Origin of the sequence: Nocardia aurantiaca (assembly GCF_009708175.1) — a bacterium.
GTDB lineage: Bacteria > Actinomycetota > Actinomycetes > Mycobacteriales > Mycobacteriaceae > Nocardia > Nocardia aurantiaca.
Genome location: NZ_WMBB01000018.1, coordinates 2,814 through 20,660, shown reverse-complemented (window position 1 = coordinate 20,660; position 17,847 = coordinate 2,814). Strand labels below are relative to the sequence as shown.

The 17,847-nt window shown below is 70.2% G+C and carries 1 protein-coding gene (cut by a window edge); it reads left to right on the top strand.

Features of this window, described 5'->3' with window-relative positions; genetic code table 11:
• Positions 1-17,847, top strand: partial view of a non-ribosomal peptide synthase/polyketide synthase gene (locus GLP40_RS30090; RefSeq protein WP_154791405.1) — the 3' end only. 26,790 nt of this gene lie to the left of the window's left edge; 17,847 of the gene's 44,637 nt are visible here — the last part of the coding sequence; its start codon lies off the left edge, out of view; it ends in the stop codon at positions 17,845-17,847.

Here is a 17,847-nt window from a genome sequence, read left to right as displayed (position 1 = left end):
GTGGCGGAGGATGCGGCCGTGCGGTGCACCAGCTTGCGTTTGGTGTTCGCCTCGGGTGAGGCGCTGCCGGCGACTACGGCCCAGCAGCTGCGCCGGGTCACCGGAGCGGCGCTGCACAATCTGTACGGCCCGACCGAAGCGGCCGTCGACGTCACCTACCATCAGGTCACCGACGCCGATACCGAGACCGTGCCGATCGGGCGTCCGGTGTTCAACACGCGGGTGTACGTGCTGGATTCGCGTCTGCACCCCGTTGCCCCGGGCATGGCGGGCGAGCTCTACCTCGCGGGCGCGCAGCTGGCGCGAGGCTACGTGGCGCGCCCCGACCTGTCGTCGGATCGCTTCGTGGCCAACCCCTTCACGCCCGGCAAGCGCATGTACCGCACCGGTGACCTGGTTACCTGGACCGCGGACGGCGAGCTGGAGTACATCGGCCGCACCGACTTCCAGGTGAAGCTGCGCGGTCTGCGCATCGAGCTCGGCGAGATCGAATCCGCGCTGACTTCCCACGAGTTGGTCGCCCAGGCGGTCGTGGTGCTGCGTTCGGACGCCCGCACCGGTGATCAGCTGGTCGCGTATGTGGTTCCGGCTCAGTCGCCGTCGACCGAGCCGATCGCGCTGGATGCGAACACCCTCGATGTGGAAGCGTTGCGTGAGCATCTGGCTGCGCAGCTGCCGTCCTACATGGTCCCCGCGGCCTTCGTGGCCCTGGACGCGTTCCCGCTCAGCGCCAACGGCAAACTGGACCGCCGCGCGCTGCCCGAGCCGGAGTTCGCCGCCCGCGAATTCCGCGCTGCCGCAACGCGTGCCGAGGAGATCGTGGCGGACGTCTTCGCCGAGGTGCTCGGACTCGAGAACCCGGTCGGCGCGGACGACGACTTCTTCGAACTGGGCGGCAACTCGCTGATCGCCACCCAGGTCGTCGCGCGACTGGGCTCGGCGCTGGACACCCGCATCCCCGTCCGCACCCTCTTCGACGCCCCGACCGTGGCCGCCCTGGCCGCGCGTGTGGACGCGCAGGCCGGCACCGGCGGCCGTCGTGAACTGGTCGCCCAGGTGCGGCCGGACGAGATTCCGCTGTCGCTGGCCCAGCAGCGCATGTGGTTCCTCAACCGCTTCGACACCGCCTCGGCCGTCAACAACATCCCGCTCGCTGTGCGCCTGACCGGCGATCTGGACGTGGATGCCCTGCTGGCCGCCGTCGGCGACGTGCTGGAGCGGCATGAGGTACTGCGCACCGTCTACCCGGAGAACTCCGAAGGCCGTGGCGTGCAGGTCATCCTGCCCGCCGACCAGGTCCGACTGGACTCGGCCGCCGATGCCGGCATCCACGGAGGCGGCACCGGTCTGGCCCCGGTCGAGGTGGCCGAGGCCGATCTGCGCCAGCGGATCGCCGAACTGGTGCTCACCGGCTTCGACGTGACCGCCTCGGCGCCCGTGCGCGCCGGGCTGCTGCGGGTCGCGGATGCCGAACAGCCCACGCACGTGCTGGTTTTCGTGGTGCACCACATCTCCGGCGACGGCTGGTCGGTGCGGCCGCTGGCCCGCGACGTCATGGTCGCCTACGCGGCCCGCGCGAACGGCGAAGCGCCGCACTGGGCCCCGCTGCCGGTGCAGTACGCCGACTTCGCGCTGTGGCAGCGCGAGACCCTCGGCGACGAGGACGACGCCGACTCGCTGATCGCCCAGCAGGTCTCCTACTGGAGCAGCGAACTGGCCGGGCTGCCCGATCAGATCGACCTGCCGTCGGATCGCCCGCGCCCGGCCGTCGCGTCCAATGCCGGTGGCGTGCACGAATTCTCGATCGACGCCGAGCTGCTGGCCGGGCTCAACGGCCTGGCCCGCGAGCACGGCGCATCGCTGTTCATGGTCGTGCACGCGGCCTTCGCGGCCCTGCTGGCGCGCCTGTCCGGCGGCGACGACATCGCCATCGGCACCGCGGTCGCTGGCCGTGGCGAGCAGGTGCTCGACGATGCCATCGGCATGTTCGTCAACACACTGGTGCTGCGCACGGCCGTCGACTCGGGCGAGAAGTTCGCCGAGCTGCTGGCCCGCACCAAGGACACCGACCTGGCCGCCTTCGGCCACGCCGACCTGCCCTTCGAGCGCCTGGTGGAGATCCTCAACCCGGCCCGCTCGCAGGCGCGCCACCCGCTGTTCCAGGTCATGCTGTCGTTCCAGAACACCGGCGCGGCGACCTTCACCCTGCCCGGCCTGGAAGTGGCGGGCGTGCCGCTGGACGTGGTCACCGCCAAGTTCGACCTGCATCTCAACCTCACCGAGCGGGCCGACGGCGCCGGCATGACCGCCGAATTCGCCTACGCCACCGACATGTTCGACCCGGCCACGGTCGCCGCCTTCGGCGACCGCCTGGTGCGCCTGCTGTCGGCCGTGGTCGCCGAGCCGACCGCGCTGGTCGGCGATATCGAGCTGCTGGACGCGGCGGAGCGCCGCCAGGTGCTGCGCACCTGGAACGCCACCGAGTACGACGTCAAGCGGGTCGCGCTGGGCGGCAAGAAGATCGACGCCGAGGTCACCCTCGCCTCGATGTTCGAGACCCAGCTGAAGCAGACCCCCGACCTCACCGCGCTGGTGTTCGAGGGGACCAGTCTGACCTACGCCGAGTTCGCCTCCCGCGTGCACAGGCTGGCCCGCCACCTCATCGCCGAGGGCGTCGGACCGGACACCTATGTGGCCCTGGGCATGCGGCGCTCCTTCGAGCTGCTGGTCGGCATGTACGCCGTCACGGTCGCCGGTGGCGCCTACGTGCCGCTGGACCCCGACCACCCGGCCGAGCGCAACCAGTACGTGCTCGACACCGCACAGCCGGTCTGCGTGCTCAGCACCGGCGGCGACCGGTTCGAAACCACCACGCGCACACTGCTCATCGACGAGCTGGAAGCGCGAGAAGGCGGAGCGCTGTCCGGCTACTCCGACGCCCCGATCACCGACGCCGACCGGATCGCCCCGCTGCGCGGCGACAATGTCGCGTACGTGATCTTCACGTCGGGTTCCACCGGCCGCCCGAAGGGCGTGGCGGTGAGCCACACGGCCATCGTCAACCGCCTGGTCTGGATGCAGACCGAATACGGCCTGTACAACGACGACGTGGTGCTCCAGAAGACCCCGGCCACCTTCGACGTGTCCGTCTGGGAGTTCTTCTGGCCCTTGCAGGTCGGCGCGACCCTGGTCATCGCCAAGCCGGACGGCCACCGCGATCCGGGCTACCTGGCCGATCTGATCATCGAGACCGGTGTCACCACCGCGCACTTCGTGCCGTCGATGATGTCGGTGTTCGTGGCGACTCTAGAAGAGGGCAGGAGAAATACCGGGGAGGGAATCGCGTCGGAATGCGTCTCGCTGCAGCAGGTCTTCGCCTCCGGCGAGGCGCTGCCCGCGCCGACCGCCCAGAAACTGCGCGAACTCACCGGCGCCCGCCTGCACAACCTGTACGGCCCGACCGAAGCGGCCGTCGACGTCACCTACCACGAGGTCGAGGACACCGACACGCTGTCGGTGCCCATCGGCGCGCCGGTCTTCAACACCCGTGTGTACGTGCTGGATTCGCGTCTGCATCCCGTCGCCCCCGGTGTCGCGGGTGAGCTCTACCTGTCGGGCATCCAGCTGGCGCGCGGTTACGTCGGCCGGCCGGAGCTCACCGCGGATCGCTTCGTCGCCGACCCGTTCCACGACGGCGAGCGCATGTACCGCACCGGCGACCTCGTCAAGTGGGCCGGCCGCGGCGAACTGGAATACCTGGGCCGCACCGACTTCCAGGTGAAGCTGCGCGGTCTGCGCATCGAGCTCGGCGAGATCGAGGCCGCGCTGACGGCCATCGACGCCATCGCCCAGTCGGTGGTCGTGGTCCGCAGCGACGAGCGGCTCGGCGAGCAGCTGGTCGGCTATGTCATCCCGACCGCCGGCCACAGCGTCGATCTCGACCGTGTGCGCGCCGAACTGCAGGACGGCTTGCCCGGCTACATGGTCCCGGCCGCGTTCGTGGTGCTGGAGGCCTTCCCGCTCAATGCCTCCGGCAAGCTGGATCGCAAGCGGCTGCCCGCGCCGGTGTTCGAGGCCAAGGTCTTCCGCGCCCCGTCCACCCCGATCGAGGAGATCGTCGCGGGCACCTTCTCCGACGTGCTCTGCGTCGGCCGGGTCGGCCTCGACGACGACTTCTTCGAGCTCGGCGGCAACTCGCTGATCGCCACCCAGGTCACCGCCCGCCTCGGCGCGGCCCTGGACACCCAGCTGGCGGTCCGCGATCTGTTCGAGGCGTCGACGGTCGCGGCGCTGGCCGCGCGCGTGGAGCGCAATGCCGGTTCGGGCGCGCGCCCGCGCCTGGTCGCCGGTGAGCGGCCCGCGCACCTGCCGCTGTCCCCGGCGCAGCAGCGCTACTGGTTCCTCAACCAGTTCGACACCAGCACTTCGGCGGTCGACAACATTCCGCTGGCGGTCCGCTTCACCGGTGCGCTGGACCTGTACGCCATGAAACAGGCCATCGGCGATGTGATCGCCCGCCATGAGGTGCTGCGCACGGTGTACCCGCAAGCGCAGGGAGGTGGAGCGTCGGCCGAGGGCCCGCACCAGGTCGTGCTGCCCGCCTCGCAGACCGACCTGTCGCTGGTGCCGGAGGGGGTGACCGAGGGCGAACTGCTCGGCAAGGTCATCGAGTTCGCCATGACCACCTTCGACGTCACCGTCGAGGTGCCGCTGGCGGTCAAGATGTTCCGCATCGTGGACAGCGAAACCACCCAGTACGTACTGGCTTTCACCGTTCACCACGTTTCCGCCGACGGCTCCTCCATGGGTCCGATGGCGCGCGACATCATGGCCGCCTATGTGGCACGCGTGAACGGAGACGTCCCGCAGTGGGCCCCGCTGCCGGTGCAGTACGCCGACTACGCCCTGTGGCAGCGCGAGGTGCTCGGCCGCGAGGACGACGCGGAATCGCTTGCCGCCAAGCAGGTCTCATACTGGACCCGGACCCTGAACGGGCTGCCGGACCAGCTGGAGCTGCCCACCGACCGCCCGCGTCCCCCGGCGCAGTCGTTCCACGGCAAGGCGCTGCGCTTCGATATCGACGCCGAGCGTCACGCCAAGCTGCACGAGCTGGCGCGGGCCAACAACGCCTCGCTGTTCATGGTCGTGCACGCGGCCCTGGCGGTGCTGCTGGCCCGCCTGTCCGGCACCGACGACATCGCGGTCGGCACCCCGATCGCGGGCCGCGGTGAACGCGAACTCGACGATCTGATCGGCATGTTCGTCAACACCCTGGTGTTCCGCACCCAGATCGACGGCGGCGCGAGCTTCGCCGATCTGCTCTCCGAGGTCCGCGAGCGCGACCTGGAGGCCTTCGCCAACGCGGACGTTCCGTTCGAGCGCCTCGTCGAGGTGCTCAACCCGGTCCGCTCCACCGCCCGCAACCCGCTGTTCCAGGTCGGCCTGTCGTTCCAGAACTTGGCCGAGACCGCCTTCGAACTGCCGGGCCTGCACGTGGCCGCGGTCGAATTCGACTCGCAGCTGGCCAAGACCGACCTGCACGTCACGCTCTACGACCGGTACACCGAGGACGGCACCCCGGCCGAGATCCTCACCGAATTCGGTTACGCGACCGACCTGTTCGACGAATCGACCGTGCGGTCCTTCGCCGACCGGTTCGTGCGGGTGCTGGACGCCATCCTGGCCGACACCACCGTGGCCGTCGGTGACATCGACCTGCTGGACGAGGACGAGAACGCGCGGATCCTGCGGCGGTGGAACAACACCGCCCAAGACATCGGCTCGGTCTTCGAGGGCGGCTCCGACGCCACCCTGGTCTCGCTGCTCGATCGGTCCGTCGCCGACGACCCGAAGGCCGTCGCCATCGTCGCCGACGCCCCCGACGGCGCCGAGACGCTGACCTACGCCGAGCTCGACGCCCGCGTGAACCAGCTCGCCCGCGAGCTCATCGCCCGCGGCATCGGCGCGGAGGACCGGGTGGCCCTGGCCATTCGCCGCTCCACCGACCTGGTGGTCGCCATGTACGCGGTCGCCAAGTCCGGCGCCGCCTACGTGCCGATCGATCCGGATCAGCCCGCCGAGCGCGTCGGCTACATCCTGGAGACGTCGGCGCCCGCGTGTGTGCTCACCACCTCGCGCGAGGGTTTCGAGCCCCCCGCACCGATCGACGTGCTGCGCATCGACGAGCTGGACCTGTCCGGCCACTCGACCGGGCCGATCACGGCCGCCGAGCGGGTGCGCGAGCTGACCGCCGCCAATACCGCGTACGTCATCTTCACCTCCGGCTCCACCGGCCGACCGAAGGGTGTGGCGCTGCCGCATGGCGCGGTGGTGAACCAGTTGCTGTGGAAGGTCACCGAATTCGGTCTCGACCCGGCCGACGCGGTGCTGCTCAAGACCGCCGCCACCTTCGACCTCTCGGTCTGGGAGTTCTGGTCCGGCGTGGCCTGCGGTGGCCGCATGGTCATCGCAGCGCCCGACGGGCACAAGGATCCGGCGTACCTGAACGAGCTCATGGCCCGCGAATGGGTCACCACCCTGCACGTGGTGCCGTCGATGCTGGACGCGCTGCTCACCGACGGGCTGCCGGATTCGCTGTGGCGCATCCTGGCCATCGGCGAGGCGCTGCCCGGCCCGCTCGCGCAGCGGGTGCGGCGGGAGCGTCCGCGCACCGAGTTGTTCAACCTGTACGGCCCGACCGAGGCCGCGGTGTCCATCACCAACCACCGGGTCACCGAACGCGACGAACTGTCGGTGTCCATCGGCTCGCCCGAGTGGAATTCTCAGGTGTACGTGCTGGATTCGCGCCTGCGACCGGTGCCGGTGGGCGTCTCCGGCGAGCTGTACCTGGCCGGCGCGCAGCTGGCGCGCGGCTACTTCGGCCGCCCGGACCTCACCTCCGACCGGTTCGTGGCGAACCCGTTCGCCGACAACGGTTCCCGCATGTACCGCACCGGTGACCTGGTGGCCTGGCAGGAGAACGGCGAACTGGAATACCGGGGCCGCACCGACTTCCAGGTGAAGATCCGCGGCTTCCGCATCGAGCTCGGCGATATCGAATCCGCGCTGCTGCGCCTGGATTCCATCGCCTCCGCGGCCGTGGTCGCGCACACCGACCCGGCGCTGGGCGACCGCCTGGTGGCCTATGTCGTCGGCGCCGACGGCGAGCCCGACAAGCAGCAGTTGCAATCGGCGCTGGCCTCCGAGCTGCCGTCGTACATGATCCCGTCGGTCTTCATGCCGCTGACCGCGTTGCCGCTCAACGCCAATGGCAAGCTGGATCGCAAGGCGCTGCCGCAGCCCACCTTCGAGAAGGCGGTCTTCCGCGCCCCCGTCAGCCCGATCGAGCAGATCGTGGCCGGCGTGTTCGCCGAGGTGCTGCGCGTCGAATCCGGCCGCATCGGTCTGGACGACGACTTCTTCGCATGGGGCGGCAACTCGCTGCTCGCCACCCAGGTGGCCGCGCGGCTCGGCGAGGCGCTCAATACCCGGGTGCCGGTGCGACTGCTGTTCGAGGCGTCCACGGTGGCCGCGCTGGCGGCCCGCGTGGAACGCGACGCCGGGGCGGGCGGCCGCAAGGCGCTGACCGCCGGACCGCGGCCGGAGAACATTCCGTTGTCGCTGGCCCAGCAGCGCATGTGGTTCCTCAACCGCTTCGACACCGCCTCGGCCGCCTACAACGTGCCGGTCGCGGTGCGCCTGTCCGGCCTGCTGGACGAGGCCGCGCTGCGCGCCGCCATCGCGGATGTGGTTGCCCGCCACGAGATCCTGCGGACCATCTACCCGCAGACCGAGGACGGCCCGGTGCAGGTCATCCTGCCGCCGGCGCAGGCCGTGCCGGAACTCGAGGTGCGCACCGTCACCGCCGACGAGGTCGTGGGCGCGGTGGTCGAGCTGACCTCCACCGCCTTCGACGTCACCGTCGAGGTGCCGATCAAGGTGGCGCTGTTCAAGATCGAGGGAGAGATCCCGGCTCCGGTCGCGCCGTCGGAGGCCGCGGCGCACGCGGCGGCCTACACCTTCGACTTCGCCGATATCGAGCCCACCGGCCAGTTCCCGGCCGTGGACCCGAACGCCCCCGCGCCCGCGGAATACGTGCTGGCCCTGGTGATCCACCACATCTCCGGTGACGGTTCCTCGGTGGCCCCGCTGACTCGCGATCTGATGACCGCCTACGCGGCGCGCTCCATCCGGCAGGAGCCGGGCTGGGCCGCGCTGGCGGTGCAGTACGCGGACTACTCCATCTGGCAGCGCGAACTGCTCGGCAGCGAGGACGATCCGGAATCGCTGGCCTCCAAGCAGGTCGCCTACTGGAAGCAGGCCCTTGCCGACCTGCCCGATCAGCTGGACCTCCCGGCCGACCGGCCGCGTCCAGCGGTGCAGTCCTTCGCCGGCGGCAAGATCGATGTGCGCATCGACGCCGACTTGCACGCGGCGCTGGTGGAACTGGCCCGCGCCGAGGGCGCGACGCTGTTCATGGTCGTGCACACCGCGCTCGCGGTGCTGCTGTCGCGACTCTCCGGCTCCGACGACATCGCCATCGGCACCCCGATGGCGGGCCGTGGCGAGGCAGTCCTCGACGACCTGATCGGCATGTTCGTCAACACCCTGGTGTTCCGCACCAGAGTGGACGCGGGCGAGCCGTTCAGCGAGCTGCTGGCGCGTCAGCGCGAGACCGACATCCAGGCCTATGCCAACGCCGACGTGCCGTTCGAGCGCCTGGTCGAGGTGCTCAACCCGGCGCGTTCGACCGCGCGGCATCCGCTGTTCCAGGTGGGTCTGTCCTTCCAGAACCTGACCCGCTCCACCCTGGAACTGCCGGGCCTGACCGTGTCCGGCCTGGACGTGGACACCGAGCTGTCGCAGTTCGATCTGCATCTGATCGTCTCCGACATCTACGGCGAAGACGGTGCGGCCCAGGGCATTACCGGCATCCTGACCTATGCCACCGACATCTTCGACCACGACACCGCGCGCGGCTTCGCGGATCGGTTCGTGCACCTGCTGCGCGAGATCGTGACCGCGCCGCAAGCGCAGGGAGGCAAAGCGACCGCGGTCGGTGCGATCGAGCTGCTGTCCGCAGCCGAGCGGGCCGAGATCCTGGAGCTGCGCAATGCCACCGCGCACCAGGTGGATTCGGGCGCGACGCTGGTGTCCATGCTCAATGCGACGGTGGCGGCCAAGCCGACCGCCATCGCGCTCATCGGACCGGACAGCGAGACGCTGACCTACGCCGAACTCGGCGCGCGGGTCAATGGCCTTGCCCGCCACCTGATCTCGCTCGGTGTGGGACCGGAGGATCGGGTCGCGCTGGCGTTGCGGCGCTCGATCGACCTGGTCGTGGCCATGTACGCGGTGTCGGTCGCCGGTGGCGCGTACGTGCCGGTGGATCCGGACCAGCCCGCCGAGCGGACCGGGTACATCCTGGAAACCGCCGCGCCGGTGTGCGTGCTGACCACTGCCGCCGCCGAGTTCGCCACCGACGTCGCGCCACTGGTGCGGATGGACGAGCTCGCGCTGTCCGGCGCGAACCTCGGCCCGGTCACCGATGCCGAGCGGGTGGCTCCGCTGCGGCCCGAGCACACCGCCTACGTCATCTTCACCTCCGGCTCCACCGGTCGCCCGAAGGGCGTGGCGCTGCCGCACGCGGCCATCGCCAACCAGTTGCAGTGGAAGAGCGCGGAATTCGGGCTCGGCGCGGACGACGCGGTGCTGCTCAAGACCGCCGCCACGTTCGACCTGTCGGTCTGGGAGTTCTGGTCGGCCGCCGTGTCCGGTGGCCGCCTGGTGATCGCCGCGGCCGACGGGCACCGGGATCCGGCGTACCTCAACGAGCTGATGGCGCGCGAGCGTGTCACCACCCTGCACGTGGTGCCGTCCATGCTGGACGCGCTGCTCACCGATGCCGAAGGGACGCTGAACGATTCGCTGCGGCGGGTCCTCGCCATCGGTGAGGCGCTGCCCGCCGCGGTGGCGCAGCGCTTCCGTGCGGGCAATCCGGACGCCGGGCTGTTCAACCTGTACGGCCCGACCGAGGCCGCGGTGTCCATCACCAGCCACCGGGTCACCGACGCCGATCAGGGTTCGGTGTCCATCGGTGCGCCGGAATGGAATTCGCGGGTCTACGTGCTCGACGCCCGCCTGAACCCGGTGCCCGACGGCGTCTCCGGCGAGCTCTACCTCGCCGGAGCGCAGCTGGCCCGCGGCTACTTCGCGCGCCCGGATCTGACCGCGGATCGCTTCGTGGCCAACCCGTTCGCGATCGGCGAGCGCATGTACCGCACCGGTGACCTCGTCGCCTGGTCGGCCGCCACCGCGAGCGGTGAATCAGGCGCTGTGGAGCTGGAGTACCGGGGCCGCACCGACTTCCAGGTGAAGATCCGCGGCTTCCGCATCGAGCTCGGCGAGATCGAGGCCGCGCTGCTGGCGCTGCCGGAGATCGCGCAGACCGCGGTGCTGGCCAAGCAGGACGCCAAGACCGGCGACCGCCTGGTCGCCTACCTGGTGCCCTCCGGCTCGGGTGTCGATGTGCCGCTGGTGAAGTCGGCGCTGACGGCTGCGCTGCCGTCGTACATGGTGCCGTCCGCCTTCGTGGTCCTGGATGCCCTGCCGCTCAATGTGAATGGCAAGCTGGACCGGAAGGCGCTGCCGGAGCCCGAGTTCGAGACCACCGCGTTCCGTGCGCCGTCCACCCCGATCGAGGAGATCGTGGCGGGCGTCATCGCGGAGGTGCTCGGTATCGAGCGGGTCGGCGCGGACGACGACTTCTTCGCCCTCGGCGGCAACTCGCTGCTCGCCACCCAGGTCGCCGCGCGCATCGGCGCGGCCTTGGACGCGCGGGTGCCGGTGCGCGCCGTGTTCGAGGCGTCGACCGTCGCGGGCTTGGCCGCCAAGGTCGAGCAGCACGCCGGCGGGGGAGGCCGCAGGGCGCTCACCGCCGGAGCACGACCGGACCATGTGCCGCTGTCGCTGGCGCAGCAGCGCATGTGGTTCCTCAACCAGTTCGACACCTCGTCGGCCGCCTACAACGTCCCCGTGGCGGTGCGTCTGACCGGTGCGCTGGATGTGGAGGCGCTGCGGCAGGCCGTGGCAGACGTGATCGGCCGGCACGAGACGCTGCGCACCCTCTACCCGCAGGTGGATGGTGCCGCCGCGCAGGTGATCGTGCCCGCGGCGCAAGCGGTTCCGGACCTGACGCCGGTGCTCGTCTCGGCGGAATCGGTGACCGAGCGGATCGCCGCGCTGATCACCACCGGCTTCGACGTGACCACCGAGGTGCCGCTGCACGCCGCGCTGTTCCGCGTGGACGCGGGTTCTCACGGAATCGACACGGATGCCGTGGATCCCGGCCGAGAACACGCGGGGATGACGGGGCAGGAGGTCGAGCACGTGCTCGTCTTCGTCACCCATCACATCGCCGCCGACGGCTGGTCCATGGGCCCGCTCACCCGCGACGTCATGGTGGCCTACGCCGCCCGCGCCGCCGGCGTGGCGCCGGGCTGGGCGCCGCTGCCGGTGCAGTACGCGGACTTCTCGATCTGGCAGCGCGAGGTCCTCGGCTCCGAGGACGACGCGAACAGCCTGATCGCGGCGCAGGCCGAATTCTGGCGCACCGCGCTGGCGGATCTGCCCGACGAGCTGAACCTGCCCTCGGATCGCCCGCGCCCCACCGCGCAGTCCTTCCGCGGCGGCCGGGTGCGGTTCCCGATCGGCAACGACCTGCACCGCGGACTCCAGCAGATCGCGCGCACCAACAACGCGACCATGTTCATGGTCGTGCACACCGCCCTGGCGGTGTTCCTGGCGCGCCTGTCCGGCACCTCCGACATCGCCATCGGCGCGCCCATCGCGGGCCGCGGCGAGGCCGAGCTGGACAACCTGATCGGCATGTTCGTCAACACCCTGGTGCTGCGCACCGAGGTGACCGGACAGGCCAGCTTCACCGAGCTGCTGGCCAAGGCCAAGGACAGTGACCTGCAGGCGTTCGCGCACGCGGACATTCCGTTCGAGCGGCTCGTCGAGCTGCTCAACCCGGAGCGATCCACCGCGCGGCACCCGCTGTTCCAGGTGGCGCTGTCGTTCGAGAACCTGCCCGACAGCTCCTTCGAGCTGCCCGGACTGCGGGCTTCGGCGGTCGACTTCGAGAACGAGATCGCCAAGTTCGACCTCATGCTCACCCTGCGCGAGGCCGGGCCGGACGCGGACGCGGGCATGTACGCCGAATTCGGTTATGCCCGTGACCTGTTCGACCAGTCGACGGTGGAGGGCTTCGCCGAGCGGTTCCTGCGGCTGCTATGGGAGATCGTGACCGCGCCGCGCACGGCCGTGGGCGATCTGGAGATCCTGGCCGCCGACGAGCGCGCCGACCTGATCGCCCGCACCGGCGGTCCGGCCATCGAGCCGCGGGTGCTGCCCGAGTTGCTGGCCGAGGCCGTCGCCAACAACCCCGTCGGCGAGGCGGTCGTCTTCCAGGGCCAGGCCCTGGGCTACGCCGAACTCGACGCGGCCTCCTCGCGGCTGGCGCGGGTGCTCATCGAGCGCGGCGCGGGACCGGAAACCCGTGTCGCCGTGGCCATCCGGCGCTCCTTCGAATCGGTGCTGGCCATCTGGGCCGTCGCCAAGTCGGGTGCGGCCTTCGTGCCGGTCGATCCGTCCTACCCCGCGGACCGCATCGCGCACATGGTCAACGACTCCGGCGCGGTGCTCGGCCTGACGGTCGACGCCGAGCTCGAGGGGCTGCCGCCGGTCAAGAGCCTGGCGGGCTGGATCTCGCTCGACGATCCGATGGTGCAGGCCGAGATCGCCTCGCACTTCGCCGAACCCGTGACCGACGCGGAGCGCTGGGCCCCGGTCCGGCCGGACCACGTGGCGTACGTGATCTACACCTCCGGCACCACGGGCATGCCGAAGGGCGTCGTGGTGACGCACTCCGGTCTGGCCAACTTCGCCACCGAGCAGATCGTGCGCTACAACCTCGACTCCGGTTCGCGCGCACTGCACTTCGCCTCGCCGTCGTTCGATGCGTCGGTGCTGGAGTACCTGCTCGCCATCGGTGCGGGCGGCACCCTCGTGGTGGTCCCGCCGGGCGTCTACGGCGGCGAGGAACTGGCCGAGCTGATCAAGCGCGAGCGGGCCTCGCACGCCTTCATCACCCCGGCCGCGCTCGCCACCCTCGACCCCCAGGGTCTGGACTCGCTGCGGGTGCTGGTCGCCGGTGGTGAGGCGGTCCCGGCCGATCTGGTGGAGAAGTGGGCGGTGCCCATCGGAGAGGGGACGCAGCAGAACCGCGCGATTCGTGCGTTCCACAACGGCTACGGCCCGACCGAGACCACGATCATGACCAATATCAGCGATGCGCTGATGCCGGGCGATCCGGTCACCATCGGCGGTCCGATCCGCGGTATGCAGGCCCTCATCCTGGATGCGCGCCTGCGGCCGGTGCCGGTCGGCGTAGCCGGTGAGCTGTACCTGTCGGGTATCCAGCTCTCGCGCGGCTATCACGACCGCCCAGGCCTGTCGGCCGAGCGATTCGTCGCCAACCCGTTCGTGGCCGGCGAGCGCATGTACCGCTCCGGCGACGTGGTCCGCTGGACCCCCGCCGGCGAGGTGGAATACGTGGGCCGCAACGACTTCCAGGTGAAGGTGCGCGGTTTCCGCATCGAGCTCGGTGAGATCGACGCCGCGCTGGCCTCGCACGAGACGGTCGACTTCGCGGTCACCGTCGGCCACCGGACCGAGGCCGGGGCCACCATCCTGGCGGCCTATGTGCTGCCGGTGGCGGGCCGGACCATCGACATCGCGGCGCTGACCGAGCATGTCGCGGGCCGCCTGCCGGAATACATGGTGCCGACGGCCATCACGGTCCTGGACCAGATCCCGCTGACCCCGGTCGGCAAGCTGGATCGCCGGGCGCTGCCCGAACCGGTGTTCACCGCGCGCGACTTCCGCGCTCCGGTCACCGAACTGGAAGCGGCCATCGCCGAGGTCTTCGCCGACGTGCTCGGCGTGGACCAGGTGGGCGCGGACGACTCGTTCTTCGCGCTCGGCGGCGACTCGATCCTGTCCATCCAGCTGGTCTCGCGGGCCAAGGCGCGCGGCATCGTGTTCTCGCCGCGTGAGGTGTTCGAGAAGCGGACCGTCGCGGGGCTGGCCGAGGTCGCCACCCTGGGCGGGGACACCGCGCAGGAGAAGCTGGCGGAACTGCCGGGCGGCGGGGTCGGCGACATTCCGCTGACGCCGATCATGCACGCGATCCTGTCGAGTGGCTCGTCCTACGAGCGGTTCTCGCAGACCATGCCGCTGCGGCTGCCGGACGGCATCACGCGGGCGGTGCTGGTCGGAGCCATCGGCGCGCTGTTCGACCACCACGACGTGCTGCGGTCGCGCCTGCGCCGCAGTGCCCCCGGAAACGACGCCACGGCGGGCTTCGAATTCGAGGCGCTGCCGCGCGGGGCGGTCGACATCGACGCTCTGGTGCACCGGGTCGAGCTGGCCGCCGACATCTCCGACGAGGAGTTGACCCGGGTCGGCAGCATCGAATTCGATGCCGCGCTGGGACGTCTGGATCCGGCGAATGCCGCCATGGTGCAGTTCGTCTGGTTCGCCTTCGCCCCCGAGGGTTCCGACGAGGCGCGCGTCCGTCGTGACGTGCTGCTCATCGTCGCGCACCACATGGTGGTCGACGGTGTCTCCTGGCGCATCCTGATTCCGGATTTGGGCCTGGCCTGGTCGCAGGTGGCCTTCGGACAGCCGGTGGCGCTGCCCGAGACCGGCACCTCCATGCGGCGCTGGGCGCACGCCCTGGTCGAGGAGTCGCGCAATGAGGCGCGGGTCGCGGAACTGCCGTTCTGGCAGCGGGTTACCGAGACCCCGGATCCGCTGCTCGGGTCGCGGGAGTTCGACCCGGCGGTCGACACCTTCGCCACCGTCGAACGGATCGAGATCAGTGTTCCGGCGTCGGTCACCGAGGCCGTCCTCACCGCCATCCCGGGCCGGTACCGCGGCGGTGTGAACGACGGTCTGCTGTCGGCGCTGACCATGGCGGTCGCGCGCTGGCGCGGAAAGACCGCGGGCGGCTCGGCGCTGATCAAGCTCGAGGGCCACGGCCGTGAAGAGGAAATCGTTCCGGGCGCGGATCTTTCGCGCACGGTCGGCTGGTTCACCGCCGCCTTCCCGGTTCGACTGGACCTGAACGGCGCTGACCTCGACGAGGCGTTCGAGGGCGGAGATGCCCTGGGCGGCATCGTGAAATCGGTCAAGGAACAGCTGCTGGCGCTGCCCGACAAGGGCCTGGGCTGGGGTCTGCTGCGCTACCTCAACCCGGAAACCGCCACGCGGTTGCGCGATGTCGGCCAGATCAGCTTCAACTACCTGGGCCGGATGTCCGCGGGCGAGGTGCCCGAGGGCATGGCCGAACTGGGCTGGGTGCCGGTCGACGACCTGGGCCGCCTCGACGGCGACATGGACGCGGATATGCCCGCGAACGCCACCCTCGACATCAACGCCATCGTCACCGACGGCGCGGACGGCCCGCAGCTGGGCGCGGCCTTCTCCTACCCGCGCGGGCTGCTCGAGCGCGAGCGGGTGCAGGAGTTCGCCGACCTGTTCGTGGCGGCGCTGACCGCGCTGGCCGAACACGCCAAGCGTCCGGAGGCGGGCGGCCTCACACCGTCCGACCTGTCGCTGGTGCGGGTGGGTCAGTCCGATATCGAGGTGTGGGAGCGGACCTATCCGGGGCTGTCCGATGTGTGGCCGCTGTCGCCGCTGCAGTCGGGTCTGCTGTTCCACGCGCTGCTCACCCAGAACACGGTGGACGTCTACACCATTCAGACCGTGCTCGACCTGAGCGGCGTGGTGGATGTGGATCGTCTGAAGGTGGCCGCGCAGGCCATCCTGGACCGGTACCCGAGCCTGCGGACCGCGTTCGTCACCGACTCCGACGGTCAGGCCCACCAGGTGGTGCTGGACAAGGTCGAGGCGCCGTTCCACGTCATCGATCTCACGGATCTGCCGGAGGCCGAACGCAATCCGCGCATGCGGGAGATGATCGAGGCCGATCGCGCCGATCACTTCGATCTGTCCGCGGCGCCGCTCATGCGGTTCAACGTGTTCCGGATCAGCGACGACCTGGTGCACCTGGTCATCACCACCCACCACATCCTGGTGGACGGCTGGTCCATGCCGCTGCTCATGCAGGACCTGCTGGTGCTGTACGCGGTGCGCGGCGACATGTCGGTGCTGCCGCGGGTGGCGTCGTTCCGGAACTACCTGGCCTGGCTGGCCGGACGGAACCGGGACGAATCGCTCGCCGCATGGCAGCGGGCGCTGTCCGGTGTGAGCGAGCCGACTCAGCTCGCGCCCGCCGCGACCCGCGACGAGAAGTACGAGATCGGCCGCTACACACTGGATATCGACGCCGACCGCACCCGCGCGCTCACCAAGCGCGCCGGAGAACTCAATGTCACGCTGAACACGCTGATCCAGACCTCCTGGGCGGTGCTGATCGGCCGCCTCACCGGGCGCAGTGATGTGGTGTTCGGCGCGACCGTCTCCGGTCGCCCGGGTGATCTGCCCGGTGTCGAGTCGATGGTGGGTCTGTTCATCAACACGGTGCCGGTGCGTATCCGCGTCGATGACCGGTTGACCATCGCGGCGCTGCTGCAGCGGGTTCAGCATGATCAGGCCGATCTGCTCGAACACCACCACATCGGGCTCACCGAGATCCAGAGACTCGCGGGCGCCGGAGCGGAATTCGACACCATCATGGCGTTCGAGTCCTACCCGGTGGACAAGGACGCCATCGCCGCGGCCAGTTCCATCGACGGCATGTCGGTCAGCGGTGTGGGCATCAACGACAACACCCACTATCCGATGAGCCTGGTCATCATGGCGGGCGAGACCATCGACATCTCCATGCGCTACCTGGCCAGCCGGTTCACCGCCGACGAGGTCGCCATCCTCGCCGCGCGCTTCAACCGGATCCTGGACGCGCTGGTCGGAGACGCGCAGAGCCTGGTCGGCGATATCGACATCCTCGATGCCACCGAACGCGCCCGCATCCTCGCCGAAAGCGCGGTCACCCCCGCCGATTCGTCGGCGGACGCGGCCCGCGTCGGCACGGCGACCGTGGCCAATGTCCTGGCCGAGGTCGTCGAAGAGGACCCGCAGGCCCCGGCGCTGCTGTCCGGCGGCGAGGAGATCGCCTACCACGTCCTGGACCGCCGCAGCTCCCAGCTCGCCCGCCTCCTCATCGACCGCGGCGCCGGCCCCGGCGACATCGTCGCCGTAGCCCTGCCGCACACGGTCGACGCGGTGGTCGCGGTCTGGGCCATCCACAAGGCCGGTGCCGCGGCGTTGTTCGCGGACGGCCTCTCCTTCGGTGAAATCCTCGAGGCCGGAGCCGGTTTCGGCATCGCCCAGGAACCGGCGGCAAGTTCGGTCCGCTGGCTGGACCCCTCCGACCCGAAGATCCAGTCCGACCTGTCCGCCCGCCCTGCCCACCCGGTCTCCTACACCGACCGAGTCCGCCCCCTGTCCGAAGCCGACCCCGCCTTCGTCTACCGCGACGCCGAAACCTGGGCCACCCTCACCCAGTCCGAGGCGCTGGATCGTGCGGCCACCCTCCGCGCCGACAACGGCATCGACTACGAGTCGACGACGTACACCACCGCCTCCACCGGCCGCCCAGCCATCGACGAGTTCCTGGCCTCGGCGAGCGCGGGCGCCCTCTCGGTCCTGCCGACCGGCGACCTCACCGCAGACCTGGAGGACGGCGAGGTGACCCACTGGTTCACGGCACCGGGTGACCCGACAGATGAGGCGGGCGAGGATATCCGCCTCATCAACTGA